Genomic DNA, 22,463 nt, shown 5'->3' on the forward strand with positions numbered 1-22,463 from the left:
AATTTGAAATTATTGGAACCAATTAATAGTATTGATAAAAAATGGATACAAAAAATTATTTCTTTCTTGCTTTAGGCTTCCTGGCCCTTTGGATCCCTCACGATATGGTGGCTCAAGTAAAAAAAGCAAAATCAACCATCGTGGGCAAATCTGGCAAGGATTTGAAATCTACCAACAGGCCTAACATCCTGTTTATTATGTCCGATGATCATACTTCCCAAGCATGGGGAATTTATGGAGGTATATTAAAAGATTATGTACATGCTCCAAATATAAAGCGTTTAGCGGATGAAGGATGTGTACTGGAAAACTGTTTGGTGTCCAATTCAATTTGTACTCCAAGCCGAGCATCCATTCTTACCGGCCAATATAGTCATGTAAATGGGGTAACGACCTTGGGTTCAGGACTTTTATCCGAACATGATAATGTTGCCAAACACTTACAAAAGGGGGGATATCAAACTTCAGTAATTGGTAAATGGCACCTTAAAAAAGAACCTTCTGGGTTTGATTACTATTGTGTACTGCCTGGTCAGGGTAGGTATTGGGATCCTATATTGAAAACAAAGGAGAACTGGGAAGATTATAAAGATGGGGGGATTCCCCACAAAGGTTTCAGTACCGACGTTATTGCTGATATGGCTATCGACTGGATCGACAAACGGGACAAAACAAAACCATTTATGGCCATGTGCCATTTTAAGGCAACACATGAGCCTTATGACTATCCCGAACGATTTAAGGATTTATATAATGATGTTGAAATTCCAATACCGGTTTCTTTTTATGATCAAGGAGCAGAAACCACTGGAAGATCATTTGATGGGCAATCCATTGATAATTTACTGCAGCGATATTTAAGCGCAACTAATAATCCAGAGGATAGAAAACCTTATATGCATTATCCAGGCTTACCTTTTTCGGTGGATGGATTGAGTTCTGGGCAAGCCAGAATGAAAACCTACCAAAAGTTTATAAAGGATTTTATGCGTTGCGGGGCTGCTATCGACGATAATATTGGAAAGTTACTTGATTATCTTGATAAAATTGGATTGGCCGAAAATACAATAGTGATATACACTGCTGATCAGGGATATTTTTTGGGTGAACATGGATTTTTTGATAAACGTATGATTTACGAGGAATCAATACATATGCCTTTTGTTATCCGTTATCCAAAGGAGATACCGGCGGGGACACGCAATAGTGATATTATTGAAAATGTAGATTTCTCGGCATTGTTTGCTGATTATGCCGGGATTGATTATCCGACCACCATGCAGGGAGCTAGTTTTCGTGAAAACTTAAAGGGGAATACCCCCATAGATTGGCGCAAATATGGCTATTATCGTTATTGGCAACACCAAAAAGTACGCCCCGCCCATTTTGGAATACGGGGTGAACGGTATAAGCTGGCTTTCTTTTATGGTAATGGTCTAAAACAAAACAACTATACCGCAGATGAACAACCTAGTAGTTATTGGGATTTCTTCGATCTGCAAAAAGACCCCGATGAGTTGCATAATGCATATAACGATCCCGAATACCAAGATGTAATCAAGAAAATGAAATCTGAAATTATGCATCAACGAAATTTATTAAAAGATACGGATGCCAATAACCCAGAGATCCATGAAATAATAGCCAATCATTGGAACTGAATATGAAACTACTTATAAAAATATTTATTATAGCATTAATTGCCTTAGTCTCTTGTGAGTCAAACATCCCTAAAGGACCTTATTTTGCAACAGGAATTAAAATTGGGGAGGTTACCCAATCAGAAGCCATTGTTTGGGTTCGTTTAACGGAAACGCCTTCGCGAGTTGGAAATGAGGCTCCTATGCCTACGGCGAAATATAAAGATCCGGAAACGGGGACTTTGATAGCAAGAAAGGGGAGGCCCGATATAACTCCGGTGGTCCAGTTTCCCGACGGATATACAATAAAAACTATTCAAGGGGCAACACAAGGAAGCCATGGTAAAGCTCGCTTAAAATATAAGGTAAAGGAGGAGGAGAATTGGATACAAAGAGAATGGCAAATGGTGAATCCAAAAGCGGCATTTTCCACACAATTTAAATTATCCAATCTTTCCCCCGGAAAGGAATATGAATTGGTGGTGGAAGCCAGTTCGCTAAAAGGAAACAAAGTTAGTGCATCAATGAAGGGCAGCTTTAAAACTGCACCGGCAATAAACGTTATCTCGGATGTGAATTTTATAGTAACTACGGGCACATCCTATTCGGATGTGGACAGTGATACTGGTTATAAAATTTATCCAAGTTCTTTAAAATTGGATCCTGAGTTTTTTGTTCACACCGGAGATATAGTCTATTACGATGATTTAGGGAAAACGGAAGACCTGGCTCTTTGGCACTGGGATAGAATGTATAGTTTCCCCAACAATATTGAATTTCATCGCCAGGTAGCAAGTTATTTTATGAAAGATGACCATGATACCTGGATGAATGACGCTTACCCAGGAATGAAAACCAAATTTATGGGGGAATTTACCTATGAGCAAGGAACACATATTTTTCTCGATGAGGTCCCAATGGGCGATAAAACATACCGGACGTTCCGCTGGGGTAAAGACCTACAAATTTGGTTACCAGAAGGGCGTGACTTTAGAAGTGAAAACTCTATCCCAGATGGTCCGGAAAAAACGATATGGGGAAAAGAACAAATGGATTGGTTCAAAAGAACAGTTAAGGAATCGGATGCTACATTTAAAGTGGTAATTAGCCCTACACCTATTGTTGGTCCCGATCGGGGCAGGAAAAATGACAATCATGCGAATATGGGTTTTCAGTATGCAGGAGATGCCTTAAGGAAATTTATAGGTGAACAAAAGAATATGGTTACCGTTTGTGGTGATCGTCATTGGCAATACATTTCCAAGGATGCTAAAACAGGAGTCCTTGAATTTAGTTGTGGCCCGGGAAGTAATGCACATGCTGGGGGTTGGAAGCAAGGGAATTTGTTACCGGAACATATTTACCTTAATGTCGTAGGTGGATTTTTAGAGGGGACGGTTTCGCACATAAACGGAAAACCTACCTTGGTTTTCCGACATTATGATCCTGACGGTAAAGTTTTAAACGAATATGTTGTTGTTTCACAATAAATAATATCCCAGAGGAGGAGAGCCCTAACAATTTATTATGGCCTCTGGTAAGTTAAAGACAATTATAAATATCACTGATTAACAAAAGGATTGATGAACAACATTTATGCAAATGACAAAAAGAAGGTTTCAAAAGCCATAGTTTTTTTGGAATACCTGATAGTTGGATTTATTATTCTACAGATTATGTATGCGTGTGTTAGGCCACAAAGCACGGTTTTGGTCGTATCCAATGAAAATGAATTTAAAGCTGCAATTCAAAAAATTTCTGCAGGCGATACGCTGATTATTAAGAATGGTGTTTATTTGGATTGGTCAGTCTTGGTCCCAAATAAAGGAACCCCCGATAGTTTAATTACAATTCGGCCACAAAGTGAATTTGGTGTTTCGTTTTCGACTTCGAAGACTGCGGCTAAGCCTATTTTTAAGCTAACGGGAAGTAATTTGATTTTTAAGGGATTTGTTTTTAAAGATATTTCTTTTAGCAAATCGATTGTGGAACTTAATGGTACGCAAAATGTACGGTTCGCAAATTGTCAATTTCTTAATATTACTGGTGAGGGTCGGGAGCGCAGGATGTTTATTTTAAATGGTGCCGCGGATAATAATGAAATTGACCATTGTTTGTTCAAAAACAATGATATGGTTCAAACACTAACACTTAGAGTTGCGCCACACGAAGTTCCAAAAAACACTCATATACATCATAATATTTTCAAAAATTTGAATTTAAATGCAGGAGGTGAAGGCTCAGAAACGCTCCAAATTTCCCAAACAGGTAGTCATAATGATTTTGGGGAAATGAAGTTAAATACTTTAGTAGAAAATAATCATTTTGAAAATATTCGGGGTGACGCTGAAACGGTGAGCAATAAGAGTAATTATAATATTTATCGACATAATACCTTTATCAACACAAATCAATTTGTGCTTCGTGCCGGACATTATTGTAGTGTTGTCAATAATACATTTAGTAATTCAAATGGACCGGCCATTCGGATTTATGGTTCTAAACATAGGATTGAAAATAATATCATCAAAAATCCATCTGGTAATGGAATTACTATGTGTTACGGCATGGGGTCTGGAATCTATGCCAAAACGCTCCGGATTACTACCACGGATTGTGTGGTGAAAAATAACACCATAGAAAACACTGGTGGATATGGCATCTTTTTAGGCGAAGGTAAAGGGACAGATTATTCCAATCATTTAAAAAGGGCACTTTGGAATACAAGTGCAATACAGAATATTCCGGCTTCGGGTAATACCATTTCCTCTAATAGAATAATAAATTCCACAGGAAAACCAATAGAACTTGCCGGAGCTATAAATAATATTATAAAATACAATCGGTATAAGGAATAAAATCAACACTTAAGTAGTGAAAAAAAATATACAAATCAGGAATTGGAATTTATGTCCAAGGATTTTTATGCCTGAGTAAGAATGATTAAAAATTGCAAAACAATGATGACTAGAAGTACCTTCATACAAAAAACCTCGGCCGGCCTTTCAGCTATGATGATTGCTCCGGGCCTGTGGTCCTTTGTTCCCAAAAAAGGAACTAAACGATCTTACAAGTTTAGGGCATACAGACCAGGTCGTTTTTTGGCCCCTGTTACCTGTGTAACACCTGATGATGGTTTTTATGTCCATACGTTTTATGACGTTGTTCCATGGAGCCCTGATCAAAAATTATTAACGGTCACAAAATTACCTTATCAAGGTAAAACTCCCATTTGGGGAGATACGGCCGAAGTTTGCGTTATAGATCTTGAAAATGAGACTATTCAAACCGTTTATGAGACTAAGGCCTGGTCTTTTCAGTTGGGAGCCAATGTTCAATGGGGTACTACATCCAATAGATACCTGTATTGTAATGACCTTATTGATGATAGGCCGGTCTGTGTTCGTATTGATTTGGAATCAGGAGTTGCTAAAGCTTTTTCTGGAGCGAAATACGATATTTCCCCAGATGAGAAATCTGTAATAAGTCCTAATCTTCTAACAATGAACATCCATCAATATGGATATGCCGTTCCAGATCAGGTATTTGGGAAACCAGCTACTTTCACTGAAGCGGATATTAAAACCGAAGGACTGTGGCAAACGGATTTGGATACCAATAAAACGAAATTATTGGTAGGCTTTAACGAGTTCCTTGAAAAGGTTGAAGGACCTGAAGAGGATCTTTCCTATTACAGTAAAAGCATACCCTATCTATTTCATTCCAAATTTAACAGGCAAAACACCCGTATACTACAAGTTTATAGGGGACTGGTCAATAATGAAGGTAGGGATGCATCACTGTTTTCAATGAATGTTGATGGTAGTAACCTAAAACAATGCCTAAGCCGTGAGCATTGGAATCAAAAGGCTCGTTTTGGAGGAGGAGGGAACCATCCAAACTGGCACCCTGATGGCGAACATATTATTATGAACTGTATACCTCGATGGATGGGTCATGAAGATATGTTGTTTTGTCAATTTAAATACGATGGATCGGATTTCAAGGTGCTTTCAGAAATGCATTTAGGAAGTGGACACCCTAGTGTCAATGCCGATTCTAGTTATTTATTGGCAGATACTTATCCCAAACAAAAATGGATCTCTTCTCCAAAAGGTGAGGTTCCTATTCGATTAATAGATCTTAATACAGACGAAGAACAGATGATATGCTCTGTGGCCACCAATGTGGGCAATAATGGCAAAGCCTACAAAAAAGGGGAAACAGGAAGTCATTACAAACTAGACCCCCATCCCGTATGGAACCATAATTATAAAAAGGTTTGTTTTAATGGTGCCCCCGAAGGAGAAAGACAAGTGTTTATTGCTGATCTGGATAACATTATTTAAAATGGATTGGGTAAATGACAAAATTGAAAAGCAATATAAAAACATTATGACGAAAAGCTACTCCCTATTAGCATTAGCATTTTTATTCACCTTAACGGTTTCTTTTGGCCAAAAGCAGGAATACGCTGGATGGGCACTGGCCGAGGTGCAAAATGCAATTGACCATTGTGAGGAAAAGGCGTTGGCAACCTTGGATAATTTGGAAGATTACAAGAAGTCGCCACGCACAATTCACACCGGCGAGAAGCATTGGAACGCAAAACCTACCGGAGGGTGGACCAGTGGATTTTGGGCGGGAATACTTTGGTATGTTTATGAAGGTACCGGAAACGAAGAGGTTAAAACCGCAGCTGAAAAATTTACCGATGAAATAGAAACAATTCTGGCTAGACCTGTTAAAAGCCACGACATGGGTTTTATCTTCAATTGCAGTTACGGAAATGGTTATCGATTGACAAAAAAAGAAGCGTACAAAAAAACGCTTCTTATAGCCGCCGATTCATTATCACATCTATTCAATCCACAGGTGGGAACCATTCTGTCGTGGCCAGCACAGGTCCACAAAAAGGTATTCTACCCACACAATACTATTATCGATAATATGATGAATTTGGAATTGTTATTTGAAGCATCAAAACTAGGGACTAACAATGAATATTATAAAATGGCGGATTCCCATGCCAAGGTAACCGCAAATAACCAAATTCGTCCAAACAACACGGTTTACCACGTTTTGGTCTATGATGATAAAACGGGCAAGGCTATACAGAAAGTTACGCATCAAGGATACTCAGATGAATCGGTTTGGGCAAGAGGGCAGGCCTGGGGTATATACGGCTATACCATGAGTTACAGGGAAACCGGCAATAAAAAATATCTCAAAACCGCCGAAAAATTGGCTGAGGCGTATCTTAAAAGACTTTCGAACGATTTTGTGCCCTTTTGGGATTTTGATGATCCCTCCATACCAAATACAGTGAAGGATGCTTCGGCCGCTAGCATTGTGGCATCGGCATTTTTAGAACTGTCGGATCTGCAAATGAATTCGCGGGCAAAGATATTTTACAGGACAGAGGCAGAGAAAATGCTCCGTTCCCTTTCCTCGCCGAGTTATCTAAGCAGCACTGAAAATGATGCATTTTTACTTCACAGTACAGGTAACAAACCTAAGAATGGTGAAGTTGACATCCCCATTATTTATGCGGATTACTATTATATTGAAGCACTGATCAGATTAAAGAAAATACTTCAATCGGAAATGGCAAGTAATCAAACCTCAAAGGAATGAGCATACATTTTTTAAAATTATATATATGGGTTGTCTTGATATTGGGGACAATAAATGTGCAATGTCAGGATTTTGACGCTAAAATTGAAAAGGGCAAATTATTGTATGAAAACCCTATGGCTTCGGAATATCAAATGAGCGACTGGGTAATGGAAGGTCCGGCAAAGACAGAGTATAAAGACGGTTGGATGCATATGTATTCACCGGAAGAAGAAGGTCATCACGTATTATGGTGCCCTGAGGATTTTCCATCGGATTTTATAGCGGAATGGGAACTTCAAAATCAAGAAACAGATGCTGGATTGGTAATTGTTTTCTTTTCAGCTTTAGGAATAAATGGTGAAAGTATTTTTGACCCCTCGTTTCCTAAGCGCAACGGCGTCTTCAAGCAATACACGAAAAGCGAATATTTTAACAACTACCATATTTCATACTACGCAAATGGAAAGGACAAACGGGCAAGAGAAGTTGCGCATCTACGCAAAAATAGCGGTTTCCATAAAGTCCAGGTCGGCGAATTGGGCATACCCTTAAACTCCGAAGCCATACATAAAATGAGATTGGTGAAAGATGGTGCACATATCACTTGCTATGTCGATGATCGCAAAATTATCGACTGGAAGGATGATGGGGAAGAATTCGGTACGATCTTGGGCGGAGGGAAAATAGGGTTTCGCCAAATGAAATGGACGCATTTCAGGTATAGTAATTTTAAAGTATGGGAATTAAACAAACAAGATAAACGATGACGTTGTATCCTTTAAGTTATAAATCTAAAGGAATAACCGGATTTCGTTAGTGGTCGAATACTAAGGGTAGATAAAATTTTAATTATGAAAGGAACAGTAATTCTCTTTATACTCATTATTGGTGGATTCCAGGTGCTTTCGGCTCAAGAAACACAAAGGCCAAATATTATATTGGTGATGTCCGACGATCAGGGTTGGGGGCAAACAGGCTATAATAATCACCCCATTTTAAAAACACCCAATTTGGATGAAATGGCTGAAAACGGAATTCGTTTTAATCGATTTTATGCTGGAGCTCCAGTTTGTTCCCCAACTCGTGCGAGTGTTTTAACTGGACGGTCTAACGACCGTACCGCGGTTTATGCGCATGGCTATGCTATGTGCAAACAAGAAAAAACTCTTGCTCAGGCCTTAAAAGAAGCTGGCTATAAAACCGCTCATTTCGGCAAGTGGCATCTTAACGGGCTGCGCGGACCTGGGGTACCAATTTTAGCGAGCGATGAAAGAAATCCAGGGAAATTTGGCTTCGACGAATGGTTATCTGTCACCAACTTCTTCGATATTGATCCAATAATGAGTCGCAATGGTGAATTTGTAGAAATGAAAGGAGAGTCGTCACACATTATTGTTGATGAAGCCCTTCGATTTATTGAAAAAGAGAAGGGCAATGGGCAGCCACTTCTAGTAGTAATATGGTATGGTAGTCCACATGCTCCTTGGAGCGCAGAGGAACGGGACAAAGAAATCTTTGGTACCCTCGATGAAAAAGCACAAAATCATTACGGCGAACTGGTAAGTATGGACCAAAGTATTGGCAATCTGCGAATGGGATTGCGTTCTATGAAATTAGAGGAAAATACCCTTGTTTGGTTTAATAGCGACAATGGTGGTTTACCCAATTTCGGTCCAGAAACGGTTGGGGGACTTCGGGGGTATAAAGGCAAAATTTATGAAGGGGGCTTGCGTGTACCCTGCATAATAGAATGGCCTGCCGGAATCAGTAGAAAACAGGTAACAGACTACCCAGCATCAACTATGGATATATTTCCAACACTTGCGGATATTGTTGATTTGCCTACATCGAGTATGGGTTTCCCGATAGATGGAAGTAGTATAAAGAAACTTTTTTCAACCGGACTAAAAATAAGAGAAAAACCCATTCCTTTTCGCTATCGAGGCAAAGCAGCCATAGTGGACAACAACTACAAACTCATTTCGCAAGACATAAGTAAAAAAGAATTTGAATTGTATGATGTGGTAAAAGACCCTAATGAAACTAGAAATATTATCAGTAAAAAAAAGAAAACAGCCGATCGTATGATCAAAGAATTTACTAAATGGAATCAATCGGTTGAAGCAAGTATTGAAGGAAAAGATTATCCGAAGGGGCTATTGGAACCAAATGGTTATAATGAACATTGGAATACATTGCAGGAGTACAGGCCCTATTTTAAACAGTGGAAGAATAGACCGGAATATAAGGCAGTCTTAAAGAATGAAAATTAACTAGCTATTAACTAATAATAAATGCGATTACCTCTTTAAATTGAAATAAAATGACATTAAACAACTTTATAAAAAGTACACTATTAGCTGCATTCATTACTTTTTATGGGTCTTCAAATGCTCAAGAAAGGCCCAACGTAATAATAATTTACACGGATGATCAGGGAACGGTAGATCTGAATAGCTATGGTGCTACCGATTTGGTAACACCCAACATGGATAAATTAGTTACGGGAGGAGTTAAATTTACCCAGTTTTATGCCTCCCCGATCTGTTCCCCATCTAGAGCGTCTTTGCTTACAGGGAAAACACCACAACGTGCCGGCAGTCCTGGAAATGCCGGCGCTAATCCGAATAGTAAAAACGGGCTTCCAGGCGGGGAATACACTATGGCAGAAATGTTTAAAGATGCCGGCTATGCCACGGCTCACATCGGTAAGTGGCATTTAGGTTATCAACCTGAAATGAGCCCCAACGCACAAGGTTTTGATTATTCATTTGGGCACCTGGTTGGTTGTATCGATAATTATTCGCATTTTTTTTACTGGAATGGTCCAAACCGTCACGACCTATACCAGAACGGCAAAGAGGTGCATTACGATGGTGAATTTTTTCCCGACTTAATGGTAAAAAAAGCATCTGCTTTTATGGAGCAACTTACAGAACAGCCTTTCTTCATGTATTTTGCTATTAACCTGCCACATTATCCATATCAGGGAGATACAAAGTGGCTTGAATATTATCGTGAGAAAGGAGTTGTTTATCCACGCGATTTATATGCTGCATTTCTATCAACCCAAGATGAACATATTGGTCAACTTATTAAAAAGATCGAGGAATTGGGCTTAGTAGAAAATACCATTATTGTTTTTCAGTCGGATAATGGACATTCAACAGAGGAACGCGCTCATGGGGGTGGGGGAAGTACAGGAATTTATCGAGGTGCAAAACAATGTTTGTTCGAGGGTGGTATTTGGGTGCCTGCAGCCATTAGCTGGCCGGGGAAAATTTCTTCAGCTGAGGTTCGCGACCAATTCGCAGTAAATACGGATTGGATGCCAACTCTGGCTGAATTGTGCGGTATTCAATTAGATACTAAAAAATTAGATGGTAAGAGTTTAGTGCCCATAATCAGTAATGGCAAATCCAATACGCTACACACTGATGGGTATTGCTGGGCGTTTAAGGACATGTGGGTTGCTCGGAAGGGCAAGTGGAAATTATTAGGAAATCCGTACGATACCAGTCAACGCGAATATACTTTTTCAGAAAAACTATTTTTGGTGAATTTGGAGAAAGATCCTGGTGAGAGAAATAATCTAGCGGCGAAGTATCCTGACAAGGTAAAAGAACTGGAGAATCAATATCGTAAGTGGTTGGTAGAAAATAAATCGAATTAAACATTTATTGAAAATTAAAATAGAATAAAATGAAATTTATAAAACAATTGATTCCCTCCCTATTCGTAAGCTTGGTTTCAATATTGAGTATTGCACAAGATAGACCACCCAACATTGTTTTGTTGATGGCCGATGATATGGGTTACGAATGCTTGAGTGCAAATGGAAGTACTTCATACAACACCCCTTTTTTAGATAAATTAGGTAAAGAAGGAATACGATTTAACTATGCCATTTCGCAACCACTTTGCACACCATCCCGGGTAAAAATAATGACCGGTAGTTATAACTATCGGAATTATAAGTCCTTTGGTTATCTGGATGTTAATGAAAAAACTTTTGGAAACCTTTTAAAAGATGCTGGTTATGCAACCTGTGTAGTTGGAAAATGGCAGCTGAACGGAGTAAATTCAAAATTTGAAACGCCTGAAAAGGAGATGCTAAAGCGCCCACAACATTTTGGTTTTGATGAGTATTGCTTATGGAATTTTATTGGGGGTTCTGGTAATCGTTATGCAAATCCCAATCTGTACCAAAATGGCAATCAGCTTGAAGGGCTGGAAGACGCCTATGGCCCCGACGTGGTGAGTGATTATGCCATAGATTTTATGAAGCGTAATAAAGACAGGCCCTTCTTAGTCTACTACCCCATGATCTTAACGCATAATCCTTTCTTGCCCACACCAGACTCCAAGGAGTGGAAAGACAAAAGTATGAGACTAAAAGGAGATAAAAGATACTTCAAGGATATGGTTGAATACACTGATAAAATTGCATTAAAACTGGTCAATACCATCAATGCGCTTGGCCTCGAAGATGATACTATTTTTATCTTTACCGCTGACAATGGAACCCATTACAGCATAACTACCGAAACATTAAATGGCGCATTTAAAGGAGGAAAGGGAACCATGCCCGATGCGGGAACACATGTGCCTATGGTTGTTTATAATCCATCAAAAATTAAGAAAGGATTTGACTATAACGAACTCTTCGAATTCAGTGATTTTCTTCCAACTTTGGCGGAAGCTGCAGGATTGCCTATTCCTGAAAAAACGGACGGAAAAAGTTTTTATCCCCTTTTTTCCAATGTAAACCAACCGATTAGAGAAACTGCTTTTATTCATTATGACCCCTTGAAAAGGGCGAATAATAAACAATGGTACGGTCGGTTTGTTCGCAATAAAACATATAAACTATACAGTGACAATCGGTTTTATAATGTAAGCATAGATGCTGATGAAAAACATCCAATTGCGGATACCGAGTTGACAAAAAAGGAATTTTTGTTAAAAGAAAAATTTGAAGCTGAATTAAATGCGGCGCCTCCCCATCATTTCAAACAGAGTGATGAATATCCAAAGAAAATAAAATGATGTCTATGTTAATTAAGGGAAAATTTAATCTTTCGAGGTTGGGAGGAATTGTAGCGGGATTAATTTCCATACTTTTTTTAGGATGTACCTCTTCTAAAAGGTCCATTGAATCATCAGGTGAAATAAAAGTAACCAGCAGTATGATTTATCCCAAATATAGGGTATGGGCTTCACCCTCTGGAGGGGAAGAACCGGCGTTCAATTCTCCCAGTTTAGAGTGGCCTACGGCAAAGAAAAGGACAAAGTATGATATTCGGCTATCTTCCAATATTGATTTTTCGCAAGATCTGATCGAAAAGAAGGAAATTCCTTTTGCCATCTTTAATCCACATCAAAAGTTGAACAGGGGTATTTGGTTTTGGCAATACAGGGAAAGTGGTAAGGAATGGAATGCAATAGATTCATTTAAAATCACGGCGGTGACAAGAGAATTTGCGACTCCAAAATTGGATAAAATACTCAAAAATATTTCTTCAGAACACCCAAGGGTTTTTGTGAGGAAAAATGACTTGGCCGACCTACGGGAGCGAGCACAGAGCTACATGGAAACTAAAGCCGTTTTGGTTGAGGCAAATAAGCTGTTGAACGAAATTCCCCCAAAGGAAAAATCTGCCCTTCCAAAGCATAAAGGGAAAAATGAATATGAAGATTCCATGATAGCGCAAACGGCAAGTAGAGCTCTTGGATGGAAAGTACAATCCTCACTCAATTCGCTTTCCCAAGCCTACATCTTAACTGGGGATGTAAAATATTTCCGTGTTGCTAAACAATGGATGTTGGAAGTGGCTGACTGGGATCCAAATGGAATAACACATCTGTCTAATTTCGGGGACTCCGGTATAATGTCAAGTTTAGCATTGTCAGTGGATACTTTTTGGGATTTATTAAATGAAGCTGAAAGGGAAAGTATTATAAATCAATCTTCAACACGGGCCAATAACTTCTATAAGTTATGGAGAGGAAAAGTGGAAAGTAGGTCTTCTTCCATGCATGTTTGGCAACATATTTTACATCAAATGTTTCAAACTTCAATAGCCTTGGCAGGAGAAACGCCAGAAGCAGGTCAATGGCTGGAATATATCTACGAAATATGGATCGCCCAGTTTCCGAAAATGGCCGAAACTGATGGAGCTTGGTCGAATGGCATTGGCTATTTTATAATGAATACCCTAACTATCTATGATATGTCGGCAGGCTTTAGTGAGCTCACCGGTATTGATTTTCAATGGTCAGATTGGTTTCGTAACAATCCAAAATGGTTACTATATGCCTTCCCTCCCAATAGCGTGGGTGATGGTTTTGGAAACGATGGTGACAAGTACTGGTATCCTACTATGAAATATGCGGGATATACAGATGCTGCGGCGCGAATGCTCAATAGTCCACACGCAGCCTGGTATTCCAATGAAGTTGCCAAAGGACTAAACCAAGATATTGCTGCAGAGGCGGAATTTCGTTGGTTTAGAATTCAAAGGGCGAACAAAAACCCGCTCCTAAAACTTTCGGATGAATTTAATTTTCCACAAGCGGCACATTTTCCGGATATAGGTGTATCATATATGCATACATCTTTACAAAACATCGAAAATAATTTAATGTTATCGGCAACAAGTAGTCCTTTCGGATCAAATGGTCATGCGCATGCGGAACAAAACAATTTTAATATCGCTTTTGGAGGCAAACGTCTTTTTTATAATTCAGGATACCGACCAAAAATGAATGATCCACATCAACAGGGGTGGCACAAGCACACTCGAGGACATAACGGGATTTTAATTGATGGTAAAGGGCAACCATTTGATGCTGGAGCCTATGGTTGGATGCCTCGATTTCTTCATGGAAAACAAATTTCATATACTGTAGGTGATGCATCAAACGCATATTCTGCCACTGATGTGGAATCTGTTGATTTAGGGATGAAGCGTTTCAGAAGACATTATCTAATGCTTCGCCCATCAACCATTGTTATTTATGATGAACTGGAAGCTGATCACCCAGCTGAATGGACTTGGCTATTGCACAATGATGACGGATTAAAAATCGATTTAAACAAAAAGACTATTACAGCTGAAAACGAGTATGCCAATGCTCTGGTCTCACTTTACTCATCAATGGATATTGATTTTAATGTCACCGATAAGTTTGATATTCCAGCGAGAAATTGGAACAAAAAAGTAAATCAAGAAGGTGAATTAATTGATTTCGTGGATCAATGGCATTTTTCTGGAGTAACACATGAGAAGACGAATAAAATGCGCTATTTGGCAATTTTTCAAGTGAAACCCAAAGCAGGAAATTCGGCTTGTGAAGAGGTGATTTTTGACGAAACTACCAATATTTATTCCATTTCGGGATGGAATATTAAAGCAGAAATGAATGTAGCTAAAGCCGCAAAAATTGAAATATATGACGATTTAGGAACGGCATCGTTCATATCATCGGGCGAATTGAATTTTGATGGTATAGACTATAAGGGAAAGATTAGCGGAAGTTCCAAATTAGTGGAAATAATGAATGGGCAAGCTACATTTCAGGAAGTTGTGGATGAGGTCCCAGCTAAAATTCAAAAAGGGATGGCGAGGAGTATAAAAAATGACCGCAGATAGTGGGCCATTTTTTAAATATTCTCTAAATCTAAATATGAAATTTGTCAAGAAAGAATTATGAAGAAAATGAAGCGTCTAATACCAGTAGTCTTGCTTTTGGGTGTTTTGATTGGCTGTAAAGAAAAGGAAATAAAAGGGGAACAACAACCAAACGTCTTAATGATTTGTGTAGATGACTTGAACGATTGGATCGGGGTTATGGGCGGTCACCCAAATGCGATAACTCCTAATATGGACAGATTGGCTGCAAGGGGAGTGCTGTTTGCCAATGCGCATTGCCAGGCCCCTGTCTGTGGACCATCCCGGGCATCGCTGATGACAGGGTTACGGCCTTCCACTACTGGGATTTATGGCCAGATTGACGACGAAAAAATCCGTGGTTCTTCCGACGCAACCCTAGACGTAGTATTTCTTCCAGAATATTTCAAAAACAATGGGTATCATACTATGGGCAAGGGAAAGATATTTCACAACTTCGCACCTGAAGGTGTTTTTGATGAGGCTGCGGGAAGGGAAAAAGGTTTTGGGCCAAAGCCGGAAAAAAACTTTAAATGGGATAAAAAGGGAACAAGTACCGATTGGGGGGCATTTCCTGAAAACGATAGTGAAATGCCGGATTATAGAACTGCGAAATGGGCCGTTGAAAAATTAGGAACAGATTATGATAAGCCATTTTTTCTAGTGGCAGGATTTGTCCGACCCCATGTACCTTGGTATGTGCCACAGAAATGGTTTGATATGCATCCTGTTGATGGCGTGCAAACACCGCCTTATAAAAAGGATGACTTTTATGATTTACCGGCTATTTCAAAACAGGTCCATGAAATGCCAATGATGCCAACAACCGAATGGGCCATTGAATCTGGGGAATGGAAAAATATCGTGCAGGCCTATCTGGCCAGCGTTACCTTTGTAGATCATTATATAGGGGAAGTACTCACCGCCCTCGAAAATAGTAAATACAAAGACAATACCATTGTAATACTCTGGTCTGATCATGGATATCGCTTGGGCGAGAAGGGGACTTTCGCTAAGCATGCCTTATGGCAAGAAGCTACTAATGCTCCGTTGATTATTTCCGTTCCCAAAGGACAGAAGGGGTTGGTCCGCGCGCAAGCCGTTGAAATGTTGGATATCTATCCCACACTCCTCGATTTGTGCCACTTACCTCCGAATGCAATGAATGAAGGTAAAAGTTTAAAGCCACTGCTTGAAAACTCAAATACAAATAATGAATATTTTGCAGTAACAACCTATGGCAGAAACAACCATGCCGTGGTTTCTGAGCAATATAGGTATATAGGGTTTGAGGATGGGTCTGAGGAATTCTACAATCATACGAACGACCCTAATGAATGGCAAAATATTGTCACTGATACTACCTACAGTACAATTATTAAAAAGCACAGACAAAGACTGCCTGTTCGCAATTCACTTTGGACTCTCAGTGGAAAAAATAATTCCGTAAACACCTATTTTGAAAAACAGCGTAAAGAACAATCGGTAAAATAGAAATTAAAGATTTAATAAAATGGAAAAGTACATAAAACGTAGGGTAATTGTTTCAATATTTTTACTCTTTAGTTCGATATTATTTTTGGGTTGTAAAGCTCAAAAAGAAGCAGAACCCGAAGCTGAACAGAAGCCAAATATCCTGTTTGCCATAGCCGATGACCAATCATTTCCTTATGCTTCCGCTTATGGAACCAGTGGTATAAAAACACCTTCTTTTGATAAGGTTGCCAAAGACGGTATTTTATTTACAAATGCATTTGTTGCGGCACCCCAATGCAGCCCTTCAAGAGCGGCAATCCTAACGGGAAAAAATATTTGGCAAATTGAGGAAGCAGGTACACATGCCAGCTATTTCCCTAAAAAATATCCTGTGTTTACAGATTTGTTGGCGGGTGTAGGTTATGAAATTGGTTTCACAGGAAAACCATGGGGACCAGGTGATTGGAAAGATGCCGGCTGGCTACAAAACCCTGTGGGACCTGAATTCAATGATAAAAAGATGAGTTCTGTCCCAACAACTGGCATTCAATCCAAGGATTACTATGGAAATTTCGTAGAATTTTTTCAACAAAAAGAAAAAGGACAACCATTCTTTTTTTGGTACGGCGGCCATGAACCACATCGAACCTATGAAGAAGGTTCAGGAATCAAGGCCGGTAAAACTATGGAAGAATCGGCTGTCCCAGCATTTCTTCCTGACCACGAATTAATTAAAAGTGATGTTGCCGATTATGCCCTGGAAATAGAATGGTTCGACACCCATTTGGGAAAAATGATACAGTTCTTGGAAGAGCAAGGGGAACTCGAAAATACGATTATTGTGGTGACTGCGGATAATGGAATGCCCTTCCCTTCGGCCAAGGCTAATTTACAGGAATACGGTACCCACGTACCGTTGGCCATTTGTTGGCCCTCTAAAATGAAAGGAAATAGGGTAGTGGAAGACTTGGTTGCCCTTATAGACTTAGCACCAACCTTTCTAGAGCTTGCCAAGGTTGAAGAAGTACCTGAAATGACAGGTAAAAGCCTTTCAAATATATTGATTCCACTACCTGAGGTTCAGTCCAAAATGCATCGGGAATTTGTCTTGACAGGTCGTGAAAGACATACCCATGCCAGGCCAGATAATTTGGGGTATCCTGCGCGTGCCATTCGCACTCAAGAATACCTTTATGTACATAATTTTAAGCCTGATCTATGGCCAGCAGGCGACCCTGTACTTTCATCCGAAAAAAACCAATTGCCGACCAAAGGCTTTAAGTCCTTATCCCCAGGATTTCATGATGTGGATGACTCCCCTTCAAAACTCTTTTTAATAGAGCAACATTCCAAATATCCTTCCCAATATAAATTGGCCTACGAGAAACGGCCTTCGGAACAATTATATGATATTAAAAAAGATCCGGGTTGTGTAAACAATGTTGCCCAAGACCTTGAATACGAAGAGATAAGAAAGGATTTAAACGCAAAACTTGATACAGAACTAAAGAGGCAAGGCGACCCAAGGGTTTTGGGATTTGGGGATATATTTGATAGTTACCCTCGTATGTCGACCATGCGTGAATTTGAAGGTTTTCACGAACGAGGGGAATATAATCCCGCTTATATTCAAAAGGGACAACTAAAAATAAAATAAGAAACTATTCTAATTTTAACATACTACATATCTAGTTTAATATAAATTAATAAGAAAAGGAATGTATTCCCGTTCTGGGTCAATTCCCTTAGTTACGGTTGTTTTCACTGGAGAGCGATTAATAAGGATATGTATCAACACTAAAAATAATATTAAATCAATAATTATAACATATAAATGCGGATAGATATACCCCTGTTAATAAAGTGCTTATTCCAACAGGTGAAATAGCAGAAGTAAAAGGGACTCCCTTGGATTTTTCAATACCTACTATTATAGGTGATTTCATTCATTATGTTAATGAACAAATAAAATTCGGTACGGGTTACGGCCATAACTGGGGTTTGAATGCAGGTAACAAGTTAGATCGATTGGCGGCACGGATTTCAGAACAAAGAACTGGAAGAAGCATAGAAGTATATACAAATGAGCTTAAACTGCAATTTTATTGAGGTAACTTTTTAAAGGGTAGGGATATTGGTAAGTTTAATTTATGCTATGAGCACCAATCTGCATTTTGACCGGAAACACAGCATTTTCCGGATAGCCCAAACCGCCATAATTTCCCATCCACGCTTTTACAACTGGACGAAAAGTATTATTCAAAATTTTTATATAAATTTTGAAGACTGTTGTAGAGAGAAATTAGCGTATCCGTATCTTAAGGCGAATTTTTGTGAATACCAAGGAATGTAGGTGCACTTTAAAAAATCATTTTAAAAGAAAATTATATGAAAAAAGTAAGTATTTTTTTTATTTGCCTAAGTTGTTTTATCGGCTCTCAAGCACAGAAAAATAGTGTTCTAGAGCCCAACGATTTTGCCCATTACCCTGAATATTTCAATTCCGTGGATGATGCGCCTATAAAAACCTTGATATCCAATTCTGATAGTTGGAACTGGATGCAAGAAAATATTCCGTGGTTTGAGTGTCCCGATGAGGAAATTGAAGAGATATATTATTTTAGGTGGTGGGTATTTAGAAAACATATTAAAAAAACGCCATCTGGCTATGTGATTACTGAGTTTTTGCCCGAAGTAAAGCATGCTAAAAAGTACAACACTATTGCCGCGGCATCCGGACTTCATGTTGACGAAGGCAAATGGTTGAAAAATAGGGATTATGTTGCCGATTACTTAAAATATTGGTTTTCAGAGGATGGGGAGCCACGGCATTACAGTTCGTGGTTTGCAACAAGTATCTATGAGTATTGTACGACCATAGGGAATTATTCTTTGGCTGAAAATTTACTATCAGAACTAGCCGGAAACTACGAAGAATGGGAGAAAAGTAACATGCACGAATCGGGGTTATTTTGGTCATATGATGATAGGGATGGGGGGGGGCACTCCATTAGCGGATCAGGTTTGCGTCCTACACTCAACTCGTATTTGTATTCTGATGCCATCGCTATTTCAAAAATTGCCAATAGAATAGGGAACAATGGTCTATCCAAAAAGTTCAAAGTCAAAGCAGAAAAAATCAAAACATTGGTTCAGGATAAGATTTGGGATGTAAAAGATGAATTTTTCTGTACGCTTCCCTTAGAAAAAAAAGGTGATGAAATAAAGACTTATAACCATCGAGAGGTCAGTCCAAACCGTCATGTTCGAGAATTGTATGGTTATTTCCCTTGGCGATTTAACCTACCGGACAAGGGGTATGAAAGTGCATGGGAACAGGCTCTGGATCCGGATGGTTTTTTTGCGCAATACGGCCTTACAACGGCAGAGAAGAGACACCATTTGTTTATGAAAAATCGTATTAAACGCTGTCAATGGGATGGGTCTAGTTGGCCGTTTGCAAGTAGTCTGGCCCTAGGTGGCATGAGAAATTTACTGCATAATTATAATCAGGTTATAATAGATAAAGGAGATTTTTTTGATCTAATGAAGATTTATACCCATTCACAGCATAGGACTTTACCATATGGTGAAAGTATACCGTGGATTGGTGAGAGCTTACATCCAGATTCGGGCATTTGGTTATCGAGGGCCATTGCCCTGGATATGAATATTGACAAGGTTGCAAGGCAATATTGGAAGGATAAAAATCAAGCAATTTTAAGAGGTAAGGACTACAATCATTCAAGTTATTGTGACCTTGTCATTTCTGGATTGGTAGGCTTGGAAATGAAGGAGGACGGGTCAATATCCGTTGACCCCCTTGTTCCTGAGGGTAAATGGGATTGGTTTGCGCTGGATGGTATACAATATAAGGGAAAAACCATTGCTGTTGTTTATGATAAAAATGGTGATAAATATGGCATTCATAAAGGGCTTTCCATTTTGGTGGATGGCAAAAAAGTGGCGCATGCAAACAAACTGGAAAAAATTACCTTAGAATTATAATAATCAAATGGGGAATGCTTTTTAAGGATGTAGGTTTCATAAATTATGCTCTTTCAAATTGATTCTCGTACCTTTTTTTTAGTAAATCAATACAACGGCAATTTGTGAAGTTTAGGTCTGTTTAAATAAGTATTTTACACTTTGGTAGGATCTTCCTCAGAAAGGCGCATCCCTATGAATATCGGGAGAGACCTCATTTTATTGATATAAGTGTCCAACCCTTCGACTTCGATCAGGGAACGGCCAGCGGATCACATTTTGAATGTTAATTTGCGTCACAGTTTGAAGGAACATAACACGAACCCCAGGATAGATTATTCTATCTTTATCCAATTCACAAACCACTTTTGGGATTTATCCATTGTATATTACATTCTATGAGACTACCACTATTGTTTGCTTTTTTTGTTTTACTGACTGGTTGTGCCGTCCAAAAGCCCAACGGAGAGAACCACCTTGCTTTTTTTCACCTTACCCACATCCATTCCTATCCGTTGAAGTGTTGAATTGTCTCTCGGTTGCACGGGGGAACAATAAATTAATTCATAGAATATATTATTAAAGGGTTTCTGAAATCATGATATATGTATATATACAAATATGCCAATATAAATATATGAGTATATGTATTTAGATAATTAAGATTTGCGTAATCACTAGGTATTTTTTGATTTAAAGTAGGAAGAGATCCAGCCAACTCGTTTTGAGAAATATATCATTTAAAGAAATTGTCAATATTATCTTCGGAGAAGATAGCAAGTTATGTTTTAAGCATCTTAAAACCCTACTTCTGACGAAGTGAAAGCCGATAAGAATATGGAGGAATAAAATGAAAATCAACAAAGGCGGGAGAAAAAATGTGGGAGACAGGACACGGGGCATACCATAACGCGGATCAATCCCAAAAGTTGTGTGTGAATTGAAAATAGAATAAGATCTTTGCGGAAAAAGGATCGCCTTGGAATTATCATTGGACCTATTAAAGTTTATACTGCCAGAAGTATTAACGACCCATTTTGACCTAGTCTCCCATAATATGCAGGAGGGTGCGCTTCATTTATATTTTGAAGAAAAAAAAGACACCCCTAAAGAGGAAAAACATCGCACTTTAATAGCCCATGGTTTTCACAAAGAGATTGTCGTCCAGGACTTTCCACTGCGGGGAAAGTCGGTCTTTCTCCACATCAGGCGGCGCCGTTGGCTGGACAAGGCCACTGGCCAAGCCGTGCAAAGAGATTGGGATCTAGTGGCACAGGGGACTCGTATGACCGTAGAGTTCGCTGCTTTTTTAAAAGTACTTGGTCAGTACCAAAGCTAATGACTGCCATACCATTGGCGGATTTTATGGAGTCGATGGCAAAAAACTACAGCGCCAGTTTCGGGATTACTTAAGCGAGTTCAAACAATGGGAGAAGAGACCACATGCCAAGGAGTGGCTCATATTCCCTGAGAATATAGGGCTTTATCTGTCCATTGACGAAACGGCACTCTCCAAGGGGGAACTCTACACCATAATCACCAATAAAAAAGCCAAGGGCAAGAAAGGGTCCATAGTGGCCATATTCTCCGGCACCAAGGTAGGACCAATTATAGAGCAGCTGTTAAAGATATCGGCCAAGAAAAGGGCCAAGGTCAAGGAAATCACCCTGGATATGGCCAACTCCATGAAGACCATCGCCAAACAATGCTTCCCAAAAGCGGTACAGGTGACGGACAGGTTCCACGTACAAAAACTGGCTCTGGAAGCCCTTCAGGACATCCGAATCAACCACAGGTGGGACACCATAGACCGGGAGAACGAACAGATAAAACAGGCAAGGGCAAAGCACGGGACATTCGTACCAAAAGAATTCAGCAACGGGGACACCAGAAAACAGCTATTGGCCAGGAGCAGGTACCTATTGTACAAAGCTCCCTCCAACTGGACAGAAAACCAATCCGAGAGAAGCAAGATATTGTTCGCCCAATATCCGGATATAAAGGTGGCCTTCGACCTGGTACAGGGGCTCAGGAACATATTCAATACGGCAACTTCTATACAAACAGC

15 protein-coding genes are annotated in these 22,463 nt (G+C 39.4%); all 15 read left to right on the top strand.

Going from position 1 to position 22,463, the window contains the following annotated elements:
- Positions 1-41: 41 nt before the first annotated feature.
- Entirely contained in the window at positions 42-1,661 is a 1,620-nt protein-coding gene (locus tag MWU82_RS11295) for a sulfatase (protein ID WP_247096468.1), read from the top strand.
- 2 nt (positions 1,662-1,663) lie between these two features.
- Complete coding sequence (locus MWU82_RS11300) at positions 1,664-3,130, top strand: alkaline phosphatase D family protein (RefSeq protein WP_247096469.1); 1,467 nt, start codon at positions 1,664-1,666, stop codon at positions 3,128-3,130.
- A gap of 93 nt (positions 3,131-3,223) precedes the next feature.
- Positions 3,224-4,498, top strand: coding sequence for a chondroitinase-B domain-containing protein (locus tag MWU82_RS11305; RefSeq protein WP_247096470.1), 1,275 nt, complete (start codon positions 3,224-3,226; stop codon positions 4,496-4,498).
- A gap of 102 nt (positions 4,499-4,600) precedes the next feature.
- The gene (locus MWU82_RS11310; RefSeq protein WP_247096471.1) at positions 4,601-5,989 is read left to right on the top strand and encodes a hypothetical protein; all 1,389 of its coding nucleotides are present in this window, start codon (positions 4,601-4,603) and stop codon (positions 5,987-5,989) included.
- 1 nt (position 5,990) lies between these two features.
- Positions 5,991-7,277: a glycoside hydrolase family 88 protein gene (locus tag MWU82_RS11315; RefSeq protein WP_247096472.1), complete on the top strand. Its 1,287-nt coding sequence runs from the start codon at positions 5,991-5,993 to the stop codon at positions 7,275-7,277.
- Positions 7,274-8,026, top strand: a complete 753-nt coding sequence (locus MWU82_RS11320; RefSeq protein ID WP_247096473.1) for a DUF1961 family protein — start codon at positions 7,274-7,276, stop codon at positions 8,024-8,026. Before MWU82_RS11315 ends, MWU82_RS11320 begins: the two co-directional genes overlap by 4 nt.
- An 84-nt stretch (positions 8,027-8,110) precedes the next feature.
- A complete protein-coding gene (locus MWU82_RS11325; protein ID WP_247096474.1) occupies positions 8,111-9,532 on the top strand; it encodes a sulfatase-like hydrolase/transferase in 1,422 nt (473 codons plus the stop codon).
- A gap of 50 nt (positions 9,533-9,582) precedes the next feature.
- The gene (locus MWU82_RS11330; RefSeq protein ID WP_247096475.1) at positions 9,583-10,932 is read left to right on the top strand and encodes a sulfatase-like hydrolase/transferase; all 1,350 of its coding nucleotides are present in this window, start codon (positions 9,583-9,585) and stop codon (positions 10,930-10,932) included.
- Positions 10,933-10,961: 29 nt separating this feature from the next.
- On the top strand, positions 10,962-12,308 hold the full coding sequence (locus MWU82_RS11335; protein WP_247096476.1) for a sulfatase-like hydrolase/transferase: 1,347 nt from the start codon (positions 10,962-10,964) through the stop codon (positions 12,306-12,308).
- A 5-nt stretch (positions 12,309-12,313) separates the two neighbouring features.
- Positions 12,314-14,914, top strand: a complete 2,601-nt coding sequence (locus MWU82_RS11340; protein ID WP_247096477.1) for a DUF4962 domain-containing protein — start codon at positions 12,314-12,316, stop codon at positions 14,912-14,914.
- A gap of 57 nt (positions 14,915-14,971) precedes the next feature.
- Complete coding sequence (locus tag MWU82_RS11345; RefSeq protein ID WP_247096478.1) at positions 14,972-16,426, top strand: sulfatase; 1,455 nt, start codon at positions 14,972-14,974, stop codon at positions 16,424-16,426.
- Positions 16,427-16,445: 19 nt separating this feature from the next.
- Positions 16,446-18,065, top strand: a complete 1,620-nt coding sequence (locus MWU82_RS11350) for a sulfatase (protein WP_247096479.1) — start codon at positions 16,446-16,448, stop codon at positions 18,063-18,065.
- A 731-nt stretch (positions 18,066-18,796) separates the two neighbouring features.
- The gene (locus MWU82_RS11355; RefSeq protein WP_247096480.1) at positions 18,797-20,416 is read left to right on the top strand and encodes a glycosyl hydrolase family 65 protein; all 1,620 of its coding nucleotides are present in this window, start codon (positions 18,797-18,799) and stop codon (positions 20,414-20,416) included.
- A 958-nt stretch (positions 20,417-21,374) separates the two neighbouring features.
- Positions 21,375-21,734, top strand: a complete 360-nt coding sequence (locus MWU82_RS11360) for a transposase (RefSeq protein WP_247096481.1) — start codon at positions 21,375-21,377, stop codon at positions 21,732-21,734.
- The coding region (locus MWU82_RS11365; RefSeq protein ID WP_247096482.1) for a transposase at positions 21,715-22,463 on the top strand (749 nt) is incomplete at its 3' end. The genes MWU82_RS11360 and MWU82_RS11365, both read left to right, overlap by 20 nt.

It is taken from the genome of Arenibacter sp. S6351L (assembly GCF_023016025.1).
Classification (GTDB): Bacteria; Bacteroidota; Bacteroidia; order Flavobacteriales; family Flavobacteriaceae; genus Arenibacter; species Arenibacter algicola_B.